13 protein-coding genes are annotated in these 16791 nt (G+C 61.1%); 7 read left to right on the top strand and 6 right to left on the bottom strand.

Annotated features, from left to right (window positions below; translation table 11 throughout):
* Positions 1-3 precede the first annotated feature (3 nt).
* On the bottom strand, positions 4-2364 hold the full coding sequence (locus J1G18_RS21170) for a TonB-dependent receptor (RefSeq protein WP_223008398.1): 2361 nt from the start codon (positions 2362-2364) through the stop codon (positions 4-6).
* Between the two features lie 165 nt (positions 2365-2529).
* Between J1G18_RS21170 and J1G18_RS21165 the strand changes: the two genes are divergently transcribed.
* Together J1G18_RS21165 and J1G18_RS21160 are read left to right on the top strand one after the other, a co-directional pair.
* The gene (locus J1G18_RS21165) at positions 2530-3474 is read left to right on the top strand and encodes a LysR family transcriptional regulator (RefSeq protein ID WP_135294725.1); all 945 of its coding nucleotides are present in this window, start codon (positions 2530-2532) and stop codon (positions 3472-3474) included.
* A gap of 190 nt (positions 3475-3664) precedes the next feature.
* Positions 3665-5281, top strand: coding sequence for an alkaline phosphatase family protein (locus J1G18_RS21160; RefSeq protein ID WP_223008397.1), 1617 nt, complete (start codon positions 3665-3667; stop codon positions 5279-5281).
* A 107-nt stretch (positions 5282-5388) separates the two neighbouring features.
* Here J1G18_RS21160 and J1G18_RS21155 read toward each other — a convergent pair whose 3' ends face one another.
* Positions 5389-6309, bottom strand: a complete 921-nt coding sequence (locus J1G18_RS21155) for a TauD/TfdA dioxygenase family protein (protein ID WP_134785166.1) — start codon at positions 6307-6309, stop codon at positions 5389-5391.
* 181 nt (positions 6310-6490) lie between these two features.
* On the opposite strand from J1G18_RS21155, the gene J1G18_RS21150 reads away from it, so the two are divergent.
* Positions 6491-7411, top strand: coding sequence for a LysR family transcriptional regulator (locus J1G18_RS21150; RefSeq protein WP_045122247.1), 921 nt, complete (start codon positions 6491-6493; stop codon positions 7409-7411).
* 121 nt (positions 7412-7532) lie between these two features.
* On the opposite strand, the gene J1G18_RS21145 is transcribed toward J1G18_RS21150, so the two are convergent.
* The gene (locus tag J1G18_RS21145) at positions 7533-8546 is read right to left on the bottom strand and encodes an ABC transporter substrate-binding protein (protein WP_210556892.1); all 1014 of its coding nucleotides are present in this window, start codon (positions 8544-8546) and stop codon (positions 7533-7535) included.
* A gap of 407 nt (positions 8547-8953) precedes the next feature.
* On the opposite strand from J1G18_RS21145, the gene J1G18_RS21140 reads away from it, so the two are divergent.
* Genes J1G18_RS21140 through J1G18_RS21130 form a run of 3 tightly spaced genes read left to right on the top strand, consistent with a single transcriptional unit; the run spans position 8954 to position 12988 of the window.
* Positions 8954-10552 carry an ABC transporter permease gene (locus J1G18_RS21140; RefSeq protein WP_223008396.1) on the top strand — a complete coding sequence of 533 codons (1599 nt, stop codon included), beginning with the start codon at positions 8954-8956 and terminating at the stop codon, positions 10550-10552.
* On the top strand, positions 10549-11364 hold the full coding sequence (locus tag J1G18_RS21135) for an ABC transporter ATP-binding protein (protein WP_139053629.1): 816 nt from the start codon (positions 10549-10551) through the stop codon (positions 11362-11364). Before J1G18_RS21140 ends, J1G18_RS21135 begins: the two co-directional genes overlap by 4 nt.
* Before the next feature lie 13 nt (positions 11365-11377).
* The gene (locus J1G18_RS21130; protein ID WP_223008395.1) at positions 11378-12988 is read left to right on the top strand and encodes an arylsulfatase; all 1611 of its coding nucleotides are present in this window, start codon (positions 11378-11380) and stop codon (positions 12986-12988) included.
* 103 nt (positions 12989-13091) lie between these two features.
* On the opposite strand, the gene J1G18_RS21125 is transcribed toward J1G18_RS21130, so the two are convergent.
* Positions 13092-14165 carry a fatty acid desaturase gene (locus J1G18_RS21125; RefSeq protein ID WP_098966615.1) on the bottom strand — a complete coding sequence of 358 codons (1074 nt, stop codon included), beginning with the start codon at positions 14163-14165 and terminating at the stop codon, positions 13092-13094.
* 100 nt (positions 14166-14265) lie between these two features.
* Between J1G18_RS21125 and J1G18_RS21120 the strand changes: the two genes are divergently transcribed.
* Positions 14266-15270 (top strand): AraC family transcriptional regulator, encoded by a 1005-nt coding sequence (locus J1G18_RS21120; RefSeq protein ID WP_007963478.1) that lies wholly within the window; start codon positions 14266-14268, stop codon positions 15268-15270.
* 3 nt (positions 15271-15273) lie between these two features.
* Here J1G18_RS21120 and J1G18_RS21115 read toward each other — a convergent pair whose 3' ends face one another.
* The gene (locus J1G18_RS21115; protein WP_134785160.1) at positions 15274-16497 is read right to left on the bottom strand and encodes a type II toxin-antitoxin system HipA family toxin; all 1224 of its coding nucleotides are present in this window, start codon (positions 16495-16497) and stop codon (positions 15274-15276) included.
* A complete protein-coding gene (locus J1G18_RS21110; RefSeq protein ID WP_103368632.1) occupies positions 16490-16738 on the bottom strand; it encodes a helix-turn-helix domain-containing protein in 249 nt (82 codons plus the stop codon). The genes J1G18_RS21115 and J1G18_RS21110 overlap by 8 nt, the downstream gene beginning before the upstream one ends.
* Positions 16739-16791 lie beyond the last annotated feature (53 nt).

Here is a 16791-nt window from a genome sequence, read left to right as displayed (position 1 = left end):
AGATCAGAAGTCGTAGCGACCGGTAACGCCGAGGGTGCGCGGCGTACCGAGCAGGCCTTCATAACCGCCGTTGCCGCCGGTCCACAGGGTCGTGTAGTAGGTCTTGTCGAAGGCGTTCTTCAGCCACAGCGAAACGTCCCACTGGCCCTGATTGAAATCGCCGCGCAGACCGGTGGACAGGTTGACCACCGCGTAGCTCGGGATCTGCCCGTAGTCGGAATCTTCGACCGTGCCCACCGCTTTGGAGCGGAACGCGTAGCTGCCGGTGACGTAGGGTTGCAGACCGTTGGCCAGATTCCATTCGTATTTGCCGTTGGCGTTGCCGATCCATTTCGACGCGCCGACCACCTGGTGCCCGCTGAGGTCGCAGGACGCCGGTGCGCCCGGTGCCTGGCTGACTTCCGGCGGGCATGGCGCATCTTTGTACGAGAGGTAGCTGACGTCGTTGTACGAGCCGTTGAAGTTCAGCGTCAGGCCGCGCAACGGGATCACCGTGCTTTCGATTTCGACGCCGCGCGAGCGCACCGAGCCGGCGTTGGTCAGGTATTGCACGCGGTTGACGTCGTCGTAGGCGTTGGTCTGGTAAGCGTTGACCTGAGTCCAGAAAACGTTGGCGTTGAGTTGCAGACGCCGATCCCACAGGGTGCTTTTGAAACCGAGTTCGGCGTTGTTGGCGCGCTCGGTGCCAATCAGCAGCGAGTCGGCGCCGGCGGTTGGCGCCGAACCCACCGCAAGGTTCACCCCACCGGATTTTTCGCCGTGGGACAGCGTGGCGTAACCGAGCAGATCATCGGTGATGCGATAGCTGAGGTTAAGCAACCCGGAGGGGCTTGAGCTGTACTGATTGAGATCGCCGGAATCGTAGGCGCCAGTGCGTCCGCGGCGTGCCGTGGCCGCTGCACCGGTGACAGTGGCGCCACCGACCGGCGCATCGCGGGTGACCCAGGCGTTCTTCTCTTCATAGGTGCCACGCACCCCGGCGGTGAAGTCCAGGCGCTCAGTGAGGTGCCAGGTGCCTTGGGCGAACAGGGCGAAACTGTCGGTCTTGATGTGGCCGTTGCCGACGCTGCCGACGTTGGCCAGGGCACCGCGTGGCGTGCCGTTCCAGATGTCGGCCTGCGGGCCGTAATAGGCGAAGGATTTGTTGTCCAGATCCGAGCCGAAGTAGTACGCGCCCACCACGTAGTCGAAGAACTCGCCCTTGGGCGAGGCCAGGCGGAATTCCTGCGAGTACTGTTTGTCTTCGACCGAAACCCCGGCGTTGTAAGTCGCCGCAACGTTGAGACCGTCGTCGTTGGCCGGGGTGAAATTCCAGAAGCGATACGAGCTGATCGAGGTCAGGGTGAAATCGCTCGGCAGCGTCCAGTTGGCCTCCACCGACGTGCCACCCTGATGCACGGTGACGTGCTGGTCGTTGTCCAGATTGACCTTGCGGTGCGAGCCGTTGACCAGCGTCGCACCGGCCGCATTGGCCCGCGATTGATAGAGGTTGACGCCATTGATGGTCGGCCCGGTGTTGTACAGCACGCGGGTGCCGGCGCTGGAGTCCTCTTCGTTGTAATCGCCGATCCAGCGCAGATTGAAATCTTCGTTGGGCTTGAACAGCAACTGCGCGCGGAAGCCATCGCGCGAGCCTCCGTTCAGGTCATGGCCGTTGTATTCGTTCTTTATATCGCCGTCGCTGCGGGTGCGATAGGCCGAAAAGCGCCCGGCCAGTTCATCGTTGATCGGCCCGGAAATCGTGCCCTTGGTCTGGAAGTAGCCGTCCTCGCCGAACGAGGTTTCGATGCTGCGTTCAGGAGTGAACGTCGGTGCGCGGGTGCTGATGTTGATCACCCCGGCGGTGGTGTTCTTGCCGAACAGCGTGCCCTGAGGCCCGCGCAGGACTTCAAGCTGTTCGATGTCCATCAGGTCAAACACCGCCATCCCCGGACGGCCCAGATACACGTTGTCGATGTACAGACCGACGCTGCCTTCCAGGCCGTCGCTGGCCGGGTTGTTGCCCAGGCCACGAATCGACACGCTGGACTGGCGCGCGTGCATGTAGGCGACGTTGACGCTCGGCACCAGTTGCTGCAAATCCTGAATCCGGTAGACCCGCTGGGTTTCCAGGGTCTGGCCGCTGACCACGCTCATCGGCGTCGGCACATCTTGCGAACTTTCCTCGCGACGGCGGGTGGTAACGGTCACGGTTTCCAGCTGCGAGCTGTGGGCCGCGGGTTTACCGGCGGGAGCTGGCGGCGGGGTCTCGGCGTCGGCGGCGTAGCTGTGAGTCCAGCTGGCACTCCCCGCCAGCAACAGGGCCAGAGGCAGGCGTTTGAGCCGTCGTGGCGTTAAGGGTGACGCAAGGTTCAACGGACTCATGGCGCGGCTCCTGGTCAAAAAACACACAGACATCTTCAGCGCTGCATATTCTTTTCAGTTATTTATTTATGGATTTACAAATATTTACTGCATAAGAGATTGCCTTTATAAGGAGTCGACCTAATGCATATCCAATGCATTTCCCGGATATTTTTTATGTGAAAAATGCATATCGACTTGCGCCAACTTCGACACTTCATCGCCCTCGCCGAACAACGCAGCTTCGTCGCCGGCGCGCAGGCGGTGAACCTGTCGCAGTCGGCGTTCAGCCGCAGCATTCAGGCGCTGGAGCACAGCGTCGGCTGTCAGTTGGTCGATCGCGGGCGCAAGGACCTGCCGCCGACCAAACAGGGCCAAGTGCTGCTCGAACATGCACGGCGACTGGTCAGCGGCGCGCAGCAGATGGCCAACGAGATCAGTCAGTTCAATGGCCTGGAGGCGGGCGAGCTGCGCTTCGGTTGCGGCCCGGCGCCGGCGGCCGGATTGATCCCGCGCGCGATCGGCGCGTTCATCGGGCGCTACCCGAAAGCGCGGGTGCAATTTCAGGTCGATGACTGGCAGAGCCTGAGCAAACGCCTGCTCAGTGAGGAATTCGAATTCTTCGTCGCCGACACCCGACACTTCGAAGCCGATCCGGATTACCTGACGTACCGCTTGCGGCCGCGCAAATGGCATTTCTGTTGCCGTGCCGGGCATCCGCTGGCCGCTCTTGAACGAGTCACGGCCGAGCAATTGATGAGCTATCCACTGGCGGTGAGCATTCGTCCGCCGAACCTGCGCAAGGTCATCGTCGACCTCAGCGGTCGCCCGGATTTCACCCCCAATGTCGAATGCGAAAACAGTTCCAGCCTGCTCAGCGTGGTACTACGTTCGGAGGCGATCGGGATTGTCGGGGCGTATTCAGATGCGCTGCATCAGGCCAAGGGTGAGCTGGTGTGTTTGCGGATCGAGGGTCTGGCGGATGATCTGGAAGAGCTGTACACCCGCTACGGGATTGTCAGTCGGGCGGGGTATCGGTTGTCGCCGCTGGCCGAGGCGATGATTGAGCAGATCAAGGCGATTGATGCGGTGGATGATGAGGTGTGTTCGCTGGAGAATTTTGCCGTCTGAGCCACTGCCTTCGCGAGCAAGCCCGCTCCCACATTTGGAATGCGTACTCCTGTGGGAGCGGGCTTGCTCGCGAAGGCGTCGCCACTCACACCGATGCATCCACTGCATAAAACCCATTCCCCAAATGCACTTGCCGAACACCCCTGCCGAAAGCGACAACCCTCGCCTGTCCTTCTGACCGGTGAACCCCATGCCCACCCCGCAAAACCCTGTGCGCAACGTCCTGTACATCATGTGCGATCAGCTGCGCCGCGATTACCTGTCCTGTTACGGTCATCCGCATCTGCACACGCCGAACATCGATCGCCTGGCCGCCGCTGGCGTGCGCTTCAGCCGTGCCTACACCCAGGGCACGATCTGCGGCCCGTCGCGGATGTCGGCCTATACCGGACGCTACGTCAGCAGCCATCAGGTCGCATGGAACGCTGTGCCGTTGCCGCTGGAAGAACTGACGATCGGCGACTACCTGCGCCCCCACGGCATCCGCACCGCGCTGGTCGGCAAGACCCACGCCACGGCCAATGTCGACGCCTTGCAGCGTCTGGCGATCAACCCGGACAGCGCGCAGGCCGAAGTGCTCAACGAGGTCGGTTTCGAGCCGTACTTCCGCCACGACGGAATCTTCCCCAACGACCCGCTGTTCGACGACAAACGCGAATCCGCACCCTACACCCATTACCTGCGCGAGCAGGGCTTCGACGGGCGCAATCCCTGGCACGACTGGGCCAACGCCGCCGAAGGCGAGAACGGCGAAATCCTCAGCGGCTGGCACATGCGTCATGCGCATTTGCCAGCGCGAATTCCCGAGCAGTTCTCAGAGACTGTCTACACTACAAATCGAGCCATCGACTTCATCACCGAGCAAGGTGAGAAATCCTGGTGTTTACACCTCTCCTACATCAAACCGCATTGGCCCTACATCGTACCGGCGCCATACCACGCCTTGTACAGTACGAAATCGATTCTCGAAGCGGTCCGCGCGACGCCCTCCGAAGCCAGCAAACACCCCGTATACACGGCGTTTCGCCAGCATGAGGAAAGCCTCAACTTCTCCCGGGACTCAGTACGATTGAATGTAATCCCCACTTACATGGGCCTGATCAAGCAGGTGGATGACCAACTCGGGCGGCTATTCGATTTTCTGCAGAGCAACGGTCGTTGGGATGACACCTTGATCGTGTTCACCAGCGATCACGGCGACTTTCTCGGCGACCACTGGCTGGGCGAGAAGGAGTTTTTGCTGGAACAGGCAGTGGGCGTGCCCCTGATCGTGCGCGACCCGCGCGCCGCGGCGGACATCACTCGGGGCACGGTGGATAAGCGGCTGGCAGAAACCATCGACGCATTGCCGACATTTCTGCAGGCACTGGGCTTGCCGAAAGCCGAGCATCGGCTGGAAGGACGCTCGCTGATCCCGCTTTTACACGGAGAAAATCCCGACTGGCGCCGCTACGCCATCAGCGAATACGACTACGCCTTTCAGGCCCCGGCACGCGAGCGACTTGGCCAGCCGATCGACCGCTGCCGCATGACCATGGTGCGCAGCGAGCGCTGGAAATACCTGGCGTACGACGGCTTCCGGCCGCAGTTGTTTGATCTGCTGAATGATCCGCAGGAGTTGCGCGATCTGGGTGATGATCCTGATTACGCTGCAGTGCGCGAGGAGCATGCGGGATATCTGTTCGAGTGGGTACGCGGCTTGAAGCGGCGGACCACGATCAGTCATCAGGAGATCGATCTGCGCGGGCAGCGGTTTCGCTATGGCGAGCCGGAGACCGAGAAAGTCGTGCAGATTGGAGTTTGGTGAAAGAGCTTCGCGAGCAAGCCCGCTCCCACAGGGTTCTGTGTCGTTCACATCCACTGTGTTCAACACATTTCCACTGTGGGAGCGGGCTTGCTCGCGAAGAGGCCCGATCAGACGCCGACGAGCTCGGCACCTTTGATGGTTTGACTACGCTGCCCCGAAGCCCCAACCGGCACTTCACCCTTGAGCGTCACCCGCCGCACGATACGATCCTGAGTGCCGTAATCATCAATCGCATAATGCTGAGTCGAACGGTTATCCCAGATCGCCACATCACCGGCCTTCCAGCGCCAGCGCACGGTGTTTTCCTGACGAATCACATGGCTCTGCAACAGGCCGAACAGGTGCGCCGAATCGGCTTGCGAATACCCCTTGATGCGTTTGACGAAGTGCCCCAGCAGCAAGCTTTTCTCGCCGCTGATCGGATGCACACGCACCACCGGATGCTCGGTCTCGTAGACGGTCGAGGTGAAGACCTTGCGGTAGCGCTCCAACTTCTCCGCCGACACGTCTGGCTTGGCCCCGGCGTAGTCGTATTCGTTGCTGTGTACGGCGACCAGTTTGTCCGCCAGCTCGCGCAGTTCGCTCGGCAGTTCGTTGTACGCGGTCGCGGTGTTGGCCCACAGGGTGTCGCCACCGAAGGCCGGCGCCACCACCGAGCGCAGGATCGAGGCTTTCGGGTAGGCGTCGACGAAGGTCACGTCGGTGTGCCAGGAGTTGGCGCGCTGGCCCTCGGCCCCGTCCAGTTCCAGCAGATAGCGTGTGCCCTCGCGCACCGGTACGGTCGGATGTGCCACCGGCTCGCCGAGCAGATGGGCGAAGGCTTCCTGGCGCTGATCGTCGAGCTGGGTCTGCTCGCGGAAGAACACCACCTTGTACTGGATCAGCGCCTGCTGAATGGCTTCGACGGTGGCGGCGTCCAGTTCTCCGGACAGGTGCACACCACGGATCTCGGCGCCGATACGGCCGGCCACCGGATGGATTTCCAGCGCGTGGACAGCAGGTTTTACAGCGAGTGCGGCATTGCTCATGGGTAGACCCTCATCGACTGCTTGCGGTTAGGCGGCAGCGAAACATCGCTCTATCTATATTCCATTTACATCTAATAGATATTCACATGCTTCGTTGACGGAATAAGAGCTTGCATTTAAAACCTCAAGCAACCCTCGTCGCAAATGCCTTCGAGCTATTTTTAGGATGCCGGAAAAGCATATGGATCTTCGCCAGTTGCGCTACTTCATCGCCCTCAACGAACACCGCAGTTTTGTCCGTGCGGCAGACGCGATGGGCATCACTCAACCGGCGTTCAGCCGCAGCATTCAAGGGCTGGAGCAAGAGTTCGGCTGCGTGCTGGTGGATCGCGGCAACAAGGATCTGCGCCCGACGCCCGAAGGCCAGGTGGTGCTGCAACACGCCCTGACCCTGGTGCAAGGCGCGGCGCTGCTCAGCGCGGAAGTGACGCAGATGACCAAGCTTGATGCCGGGGAACTGCACTTCGGCTGCGGCCCGGCCCCGGCGGTGAAACTGGTGCCGGATGCGGTGGCGCAATTCATCAACGCGCACCCGAAAGTGCGCACCTGTTTTCAGGTGGATAACTGGGAAAAACTCAGCCGTGCGCTGAGCCGTGAAGAGATCGAATTCTTCATCGCCGACATCCGCCACTTCGAAGCCGACCCGAACTTCCAGACCCAGGCCCTGACGCCCAAGCGCGGGGTGTTTTTCTGCCGTCCCGGGCACCCGCTGCTGGCCAAGGAAAGCCTGTCGACCAACGACATGTTCGACTACCCGCTGGCGACCACATTGATCCCGCCGGGGATTCGCAAACTGCTGGCGAACCTCAGCGGCCGGATCGATTTTTCGCCGACCATCGAGACCGAGCATTTCCCGGCGCTGGTGAAAGTGGTGCTGCAATCGAATGCCATCGGCATCGGTACGGAAGAGGCGTTTTACGAGGATATTGCCCAGGGTTCACTGGCGCTGCTGCACTGGCGCAATCTGCCGCAGAATCTGGAGAGCATGAACGCGCGCTGCGGGATTGTCAGTCGCACAGGATTTCGCTTGTCGCCGGCAGCAAGAGCGATGATCGAAACGTTGGTGGCGGTGGATAAGCAGGAAGTCAGCGTCGCGGTTTGAGGACGCCTTCGCGAGCAAGCCCGCTCCCACAGGGGATTGTGGTGAACACAGTTTTGTATTCACGCCGATCCACTGTGGGAGCGGGCTTGCTCGCGAAAAGGCCCGTCCAGACACTGGAGATTCAGAGCTTGGCCGCCGCCAATTCAGGCGCTACCCAATCACTGACCTTGAACGGCTTGCGAATCAGCTTCTGCTGCGCCGCCAGGTCCACCGAATCCTGCAACTTGCCGAGGAACACCGGGTCCAGCGTCGACGGGAACACTTCGCTGAGTTTCTGATCCGCCAGATCCTGGGTCAGGATCACCGGTGGATAACTCGCCAGCCCCGACACCAGTTGCACATAAGCGTCCTTGTTGCTGTCCCGAGTCAGCCACTCAACCGCCTGCTGCTGCGCCTTGAGCAGTTTTGCCACGACCTCCGGGTGCCCGTCGACGAACTTGCCGGTGCCGACCAGCACTGACTGCACACTGCCGGCGCCACCCAGATCCTTGGTATTGAGCGGCAATTCAGCCAGCCCCTTGGCTTGCAGTGCCGTCAGCCCTGAGCTGCCCCACGACGCGTCGATCTGTTTCGCCGCCAAGGCCGCGACCGCGCCGCTGAAGTCGAGATTGATCACTTTCAGATCCTTCTCGCTCAAGCCCTGACTGGCCAACGCCGCATCAAACGACAACTGCGTGGCGGTGCCACGGAAGATCGCCACGCGCTTGCCTTTCAGATCCTGCAGGGTCTTGATCCCCGACCCCGGCACCACGCCCAGATACTGTTTCACCCCGCGCGCACTGGCGCTGAGCAAACGCGTGTCGAGGCCATTGGACTTGCCGATGATCGCCGCGAGGTCGCCCAGATACGCCAGATCGACCTGACCATTGGCAAACGCCTCGTTGATCACCGGCCCGGCGCCCTTGAAAAAGCTCCACTGAATCTTGATGCCCTGATCGGCGAAGGCTTTTTCGAAGATCTGCTGATCACGCAGCACATCCACCACACCGCCGCCGCTGTGCTGGGTGCCGGCGCTCAGGTCGGGCACAGCGATCCTGATTTCCTTGAGCTCGTCGGCCTGCGCGGTAATCGCCAACAGGCCCGCCAGTGCCGGAATGGCAAACAGACTGAAGACTCGTTTGAAGGGAAAGTTCATGGGTACGGCTCCTTGATCACGACAGGCGTTGAGGAGCCGAAAGTAGGCCGAAGCAAGACCTTCGCTTAAATACTATAAATGCACATTTTTATAACCATTAACGCTAAGCAAGCAACAACGCGGGCTGCAGCGCGTATGCATTAACAGCATCGAAAATATTCTTCAAATGCATTGGATGCGCGTCGCGCTGCGAGCCTTAAATGGTCTGGCTTATCTCTCAATAGAATTGATTTGAATTTTTATAGATCGATTTTGCATACACCGCTAGCCAATTGTGGGAGCGGGCTTGCTCGCGAAGAGGCCGTGTCATTCACCATCATCGGTGCCTGACACTCCGTCTTCGTGAGCAAGCCCACTCCCACACAGGCACAGCGGTTCGCCATGCAACCCGACAACGGAGGTCACCCATGGCCCGTGATTCCCTGCTCAGCCTGCCGCTGCCCGCGCCACCTCTGAAAAGCCGGCGCGCGTGGCCGAGCCTCAACCAACGTCTGTTGCCATGGCTGTTGCCGATCAGCCTGTTCGCTCTGTGGTGGCTGGCCGCACGCAATCAATGGATGAGCGAGCAGATCCTGCCGGCGCCATCGCTGGTGTGGAACAGCGCCATCGAGCTGTCCCAGGGCGAGTTGTGGAGTCATTTGTGGATCAGCCTGCAACGTCTGCTCTGGGGCTTGCTGGCAGGGATCTCAGCTGGTGCGCTGCTGGGTGCCGCGCTGGGCTTCAGCCGGCGTCTCGAACGCCTGGTCTTCCCGACGTTCGCCGGTCTGGCACAGGTACCGACGCTGGCGTGGATTCCGCTGTTCATGGTGTTTTTCGGCATCGGCGAAGTGCTGAAACTGGTGGTGCTGATCAAGGCCATCGTGGTGCCGGTGACCCTGCACACCCTGGTCGGCGTTCGTGATGCGCAACCGAAACTGCGCGAAGCCGCCGCCGTACTGCGCCTGCCGTCGTACTTGCTGATCCGGCGTCTGGTGTTGCCTGCCGCGCTGCCGGCGTTCATGGCCGGCGTACGTCTGGCCCTGGCCGCCGGCTGGACTTCATTGCTGGCGGTGGAGCTGCTGGCGTCCAGCGAAGGCATCGGTTACCTGATGGTCTGGGCACGGCAACTGTTCATGCTCGACATCGTGTTCGTGTGCATCGTCGTCATCGGTGTGCTCGGTGTCGCGATGGATCGCGGCATCGGTTTTCTCGACCGCAAACTGGTGCACTGGCCGCACCCGGCGACTGCGGAAATCCGTCGTGGCCCGCGCCATGAAGGCTGGCAGCGGCTGCAACCGTGGCTGTTGCCACTGGGCCTGATTGGCGTCTGGCAAGTGGCGAGCGATCAGCAGTGGGTCGATGCGAACATCCTGGTCAGCCCGCTGGCGGTACTGGAAACGACCAGGAACGGTCTGCTCGACGGCACGCTGATCAGCGGCATGGCCTTGAGCCTCGGTCGTACCCTTGGCGGGTTGCTGCTGGGCGGCGGACTCGGTTTCGCCCTCGGCCTGTTGCTGGGTCTGTCGCGCACCAGCGAACGGCTGCTCGGCCCGACTCTCGCCGCCATTCGCCAGATCGCGATTTTCGCCTGGGTGCCGCTGCTCACCGCGTGGTTCGGATTGGGTGAATTGGCGAAGTGGGTGTTCGTCGCCCTCGCCGCGTTTTTCCCGCTGTTCATCGCCACCCAGCGCAGCGTCGCCAACCTCTCGCCACAACTCAACGAAGCCGCGCAGGTGCTGCGCCTGAGCCTCGGCCAGCGCCTGCGTCGTCTGGTGCTGCCGGGTGCGGCGCCGGGGATTTTCGCCGGGCTGCGCCTGAGTCTGATCTACGCCTGGCTCGGCACCATCGGCGCCGAATATTTCATGCCGTCCAACGGCGGCATCGGCAGCCAAATGATCGGCGCCCAACAACTGCTGCGCATGGACCTGATCATGGCCGCGATGCTTTTGGTCGGCCTCACCGGCGCCCTGCTCAACCTCATCGGCCAACGCCTGGAAATTCGCGCTACTCGCTGGAGACACGCATGAACGCACCGATTGTCAGCTTCACCCACGTAGGCAAATCCTTCGACGTCGACGGTTTCGAACTGGAGGCGATTCGCGAATTCAACCTCGACATCGCCGAGGGCGAATTTGTCGCCATCGTCGGGTCCAGCGGTTGCGGCAAATCCACCTTGCTGCGTTTGCTGGTGGGTCTGGATACGCAGTTTCGCGGGCAGATCAGCGTCGATGGCAAAGCGGTCAGCGGCATCGGCGGCGAGCGCGGCATCGTGTTTCAGGAGCATCGGCTGTTCCCGTGGCTGACGGTGGCCGACAACATCGGTCTGGGCCTGGTCAACGAGCCGCTGAGCACCGCCGAAAAGCAGCAGCGCATCAACGATTTCATCGATCTGGTCGGCCTGCACGATTTCACCCGCGCCTATCCGCACCAGCTCTCCGGCGGCATGGCCCAGCGCGTGGCGATTGCTCGCGGACTGGTCGCCAGCCCACGGATCCTGCTGCTCGACGAACCGTTCGGCGCCCTTGATGCGTTGACCCGTCAGCAGATGCAGGACGAACTACTGGCGATCCGCGACCGGGCAAAAATCACCACGATCCTCGTCACCCACGACGTCGAAGAAGCGATCTTTCTGGCCGACCGCGTGGTGGTGATGGAGCCGCGTCCGGGGCGGATCAAGCAAGTGGTCGATATCGCCCTGCCGCACCCGCGTCAGCGCAGCAGTTTCGACTTCCATCAGTTGCGTGAAGAGCTGCTGCACGAACTGACCAGTGACGACCATTACCAACCGAGCCTGCCGGTCCAGATCCGCGATCTGCCGCTGTCGTTCATTGCCTGCTGAGAGGAGCTTTTCGATGCCGCAACGCCCCAACTTTCTGGTGATTCTGGCCGACGATCTCGGCTTTTCCGACATCGGCGCGTTCGGTGGCGAAATCGCCACGCCGAACCTCGATGCCTTGGCCAACAACGGCCTGCGCCTGACCGATTTCCACACCGCACCGACCTGCTCGCCAACCCGCTCGATGCTGCTGACCGGCACCGACCACCACATCGCCGGCATCGGCACCATGGCCGAAGCGCTGACCCCGGAGCTGATCGGCAAACCGGGTTACGAAGGCTACCTCAACGACCGCGTTGTGGCCCTGCCCGAGCTGCTGCGCGAGGCCGGTTATCAAACCTTGATGAGCGGCAAATGGCACCTCGGCCTGACTGCTGAACTGGCGCCGCAGGCCCGCGGTTTCGAGCGTTCGTTTTCGTTGCTGCCGGGTGCGGCCAACCACTATGGTTTCGAGCCGACCTACGATGAACACACCCCTGGCCTGCTGAAATCGACTCCGGCGCTGTACATCGAAGACGACACCTTTATCGATGAGCTGCCCAAGGATTTCTACTCGTCGGACGCCTTCGGCGACAAGCTGCTGCAGTATCTCAAGGAGCGCGATCAGAGCCGGCCATTCTTCGCTTATCTGCCCTTCTCCGCACCGCACTGGCCGTTGCAGGCACCGGCCGACATCGTCGAAAAATACCGTGGTCGCTACGACGCCGGTCCCGAAGTCTTGCGTCTGGAGCGCCTGGAAAAACTCAAGGCGCTGGGCCTGATCGAGCCGGATGTCGAGCCGCATCCGCTGATTCAACTGAATGCGCAATGGGACTCGCTGAGTGATGAGCAACGGCAGATTTCCGCGCGGGCCATGGAGGTCTACGCGGCCATGGTCGAGCGCATGGACTGGAACATCGGCCGGGTGGTCGATTACCTGCGCCAGCAGGGCCAACTCGATAACACCTTCATCCTGTTCATGTCCGACAACGGTGCCGAGGGCGCACTGCTGGAGGCGTTTCCCAAGTTCGGCCCGGAACTGCTGACCTACCTCAATCAGCATTACGACAACAGCCTCGACAACATCGGCCGCGCCAATTCCTACGTGTGGTACGGGCCGAGCTGGGCGCAGGTGGCGACCGCACCGTCACGGTTGTTCAAGGCGTTCACCACCGAAGGCGGGATTCGCGTACCGGCGCTGCTGCACTATCCGCAACTGCCGATCAAAGGGCAGATCAGCCACGGCTTTGGCACGGTGATGGACATTACCCCGACCATTCTCGATCTGGCCGGCGTGCGCCATCCGGGCAAGCAATGGCACGGCAAACCGGTGGCGCCGCTGCGCGGTAAATCATGGCTGGGCTTTTTGTCTGGCGAGACGGCGCAGGTGCATGACGAACACACCGTGACTGGTTGGGAGTTGTTTGGCCGGCGGGCAATTCGCCAAGGGTCGTGGAAAGCCGTGTGGATCCCCGGGCCGGTGGGGCCGGCGACCTGGCAGCTTTACGACCTGAGCAGCGATCCGGGTGAGATTCATGATCTGGCGTCGAGTCAGCCGGACAAGCTCAGCACCCTGATCGGGCATTGGCAGCAGTATGTGGAGGAGACCGGGGTGATTCTCAGTGCTTCGCCATTTCAGCCGGATTGAGGTTGCCTGATCCGGTGCCTTCGCGAGCAAGCCCGCTCCCACAGTTGAAATGCGTTCCCCTGTGGGAGCGGGCTTGCTCGCGAAGAGGCCCGCAAATTCACCATCAAGCCTGAGCCGTACGCGCCTCCTCCGCTACCACTTCATCCCGACGAACAAACCGGTTCGCCCGCCCAAACGTACCGAAATCATTGAAGCGCACGCCCATCTCACGCATCACCTTATGCGCCACCGGCACGGTCAGCTGCCGGATGTAAAACGGTTCTTTCACCACAAAATGATGAATCCCGTGGCTGCTGCCGAAGTTGAAGCAGAACGCCTGCAGCGGCCACAGCCACCAAGGGTTCAACACCTGGCACTGCTGCAGCACATTGCCCGCCTCGATGTCGCCGTAGTAATGCATGTTCGAGCTGATGAAGTGCAGGCAAAAGGTGCGCAGCACGTTCGGGCCGATGATCACCACCGCCGCGATGTCGATCATCTGCATCACCGACAGCGTGGTCGCCGACCATTCAATCGGCGAACCCATGAGGTAGGCAATGCCATTCGCCGCATGAAAGCCGAGGAACACGTACCACGCCCCCCAATGCACCAGCGCCAGTGGCGCATAGACCTTCAGCGTGCGTTTGATGATGTTGATTTTGTGCGCCCAGGTCTTGGCCCGCAGCATGCGGATGAACGCCGACATCACGTTGTCGCCGACCATCAGCAGCCGCGCAAAACCCCACGGTTCGCCGTTGGTGATCGCGCGTTCTTCCATATCGGTTTCGGTGCCGGAGACCTTGTGGTGATTGAGGTGCAGATGGCGGCGGATCCACGGGTTGATCGTGCTCGGCCGCGCCAGCCACACCAGGCCCATCATCAGGTTGTGCGGCACGCGCTGCTTGCGGAAATACATGCTGTGGATCAGGTCGTGTTCCAGCTCATGGGTCAGGGAGGCGAAAAACGCGTTGAGCAACAGGCATACCCACCACGCCATGTGGCCAGTGATGTACAGCGTCGCCGAACCGATCATCCCGGCCAGAGCAAAGGCCAGAATCCCCGCGCCGAGGGCGTCCTGGTGCTGCAAAATCGGGTAGCGCTGACGCAACTCGACGCCCTTGGCCAGCACCACTTCGCGAATATGCGCTGATCGCTGGGCAGCATTGTGTCGCGGGGGACTTGCAGAAGTACGGTCCATGCTTCCATCCTCTGGTTATTGATGTTCGCATCCTGCCTTGCGAAAGCTTTATTGATGGTAGCCGTGAACGCCAACCTGTTGACCGGAAGCGCCAATCAGCATGAAGGAACCGACCTCTCTCGCCAGCTGGACCCGTGCCTTGCGCAAGCAGCTCGATGCGCTGGGGCTGGACAGTCTCGGCCTGTGCCAACAGGCCGGGCTCGATCCGCAGTTGATGGACGACCCGAACGCGCGTTATCCGTTGTCCGGCACCACGCGTCTGTGGCAACTGGCAGTACAGTTCAGCGGCGATCCGGCGATCGGCCTGCGAGTGTCGCGGTTCGTCAGCCCGACCACGTTCCATGCGCTGGGTTACGCGCTGGTGGCCAGCGGCAGCCTGCGTGAGGTATTCGAGCGCATCGTGCGTTATCACCCGGTGGTCAGCGATGCACTGGAACTGGAGCTGAGCCGCAGCGATGACCGCTATCTGTTTCGTCTGAAAATTCCGTCAGGCAATCCGGCGCCGGCCTTCGAAGCCATCGATGCCTTTGCCGCGATCTACGTGCGTACCTGCCGCAATCGCCTGGGTCGCGATTACGCGCCGCTGGCGGTGTACCTGCGCCGCCCGGAACCGTCCGATGCGCATCAGTGGCACAAAGTGTTCCGCGCTCCGGTGCATTTCTCCTGCGCCGAAGATCGCCTGGAGTTTGCCCTCGCCGACTTCGACAGCCACCTCGACGACGCCAACCCGGAACTGGCCGAACACAACGAAGCGGTGCTCAAGCGCACGATGGCCCAACTCCAGCCGCTGACCTGGGAGCGCAAGGTGCGCGATGCCATCGAGGAGCAACTGCCGGAAGGCGAACCCAGCGCCGAACGCATCGCCCAGGCCTTGCACCTGAGCCTGCGCAGCCTGCAACGGCATCTGGCGGATGAGGGCTGTCGCTTCGACACGCTGCTCAACGAGAGCCGCGAAAACCTCGCGCTGCTGCACCTGCGCGATCCGCAGTGTTCGTTGAGTGAAGTCAGTTACCTGCTGGGGTTTGCCGACACCAGCAGCTTCAGCCGCGCGTTCAAGCGCTGGACGGGGATGACGCCGGGGCAGTTTCGCGATCAGTTGCGCTGAACATCAGCCCTTGATCAAGCTGCGTTGCAGGCCGGAAGTCCACTGTTCGATCATCGCCTCGCCTACTTCGGCAAAATCGGGGTACTTGCGGCAGTGTCTGGCCATTTCCTCGATCGCCATCTGCATGCCGTGAGCCACTTGTTGCAGTAATTCGTTGCAACGCGCCTCGGTCAGGTTGCATGCCGTACGACCGAACCGCACCAGCATCTTGTACTTGGGCCAGGCTTTTGAACCGCCCAGCAGCAGCGCCATGCTGTCGCTCTTGATATAAACCGACGTTGTGATGATGTCGTACGCCGGCGCGAGCCTGACGGATGACTGCTCTGCACAATCTTCGTAAAGCACGCCGAAGTTCTTCAGATGCGCATCACCGTTTTTCAGCCCTGCAGACAACGCGACAATCTTGAAAAACGCTTCCAGGGCAGAGCCCAGCAACTGCGGCGAAACAAATGCCTTGATCTGCCGCGCGGCACCTTCATAGGAACCGTCGTATTTGGCTTTCGACGGCCACCCGTTCAGTACACAGAAATCCTCGAAACCGAGGTACCCCGAATCGCTCAGGTCAAAACGCTCGACCACCAGAAATTTGCCGCGCTCGCTGAGCTCGAATGTTGGCACTTCGAGGCCGCAGTGCTGTGCCGCCCGCATACAGAAATATTCATTGGTTGCCAGCTGCGGATACTCTTCGGCGCGAAAGGCCTTGACCAGATGAGTCGCGCCCCGATGAGTCAGGCGATCAATCGCGGCAGCGCTGTCACGCACCAGCACTTTGGGCTGCACGCCTGACACTCCGGAATACTGACCATAGGTCTGTAACAGGTCTTCGAACAGTCCCTGAGCACCATCGTGCACCAGCAGATCGCTGAGGGATGTTGCCGGAGGCTGATCAGTCGCCGGTGCGCTGGCAATTGCCAGACGGCCGAGCTGATGGGGGCCGACGATAGCCAACAAAGCAAAATCATCGAAGCCACGCACGGCTTTACTGAAGCGCCGCATCAACTCCTCACGCAGCGCGCCTTCGGGCAAGTTCATCTCGAAGACAGGGTGGATGCCATGTTCCCAGCCATAGCTGTCCAGGCGAGTGGGCATCGTCAGCGATACCGCATTGTCAGCGCTGGCGTCTTCGCGGTAACTGAACACGCTGTCGTCGCGAATCTGCCCGCGCCCCAGCGTCCCGACCACCTGCTCACCTACACGGATTTGCAACCTGTCCGGCGTTTCAGTCATGGAAATTCACTTTTTGCAGAGCGTCGAGGGTTGGGCGATTGGACTTCCGGGGAACGGCAACCAGCTCGTAACCGAAGCCGTTGAGTATCGCCTCAACCTTGCGCAGGCCGATTTCGGAGACCGTGTTGTTTTCGATCCCCGAGATGGTGGCGCGGCTCATGCCATATTGTTGAGCCAGTGCCTGCTGGGAGAGTTTGCGCGCCTTACGCAAACTTCTGATCACTTCGCCGATCTGTTCCATTGCGCAAACCTGCACTGTTTACGATGCATTTATAGATAAATCAATGAAATGCA

This window comes from Pseudomonas sp. MIS38 (assembly GCF_019891575.1).
Lineage (GTDB): Bacteria > Pseudomonadota > Gammaproteobacteria > Pseudomonadales > Pseudomonadaceae > Aquipseudomonas > Aquipseudomonas putida_A.
Note: the sequence above shows the minus strand (reverse complement) of the source record. Positions and strands in the feature narration are given on the sequence as shown.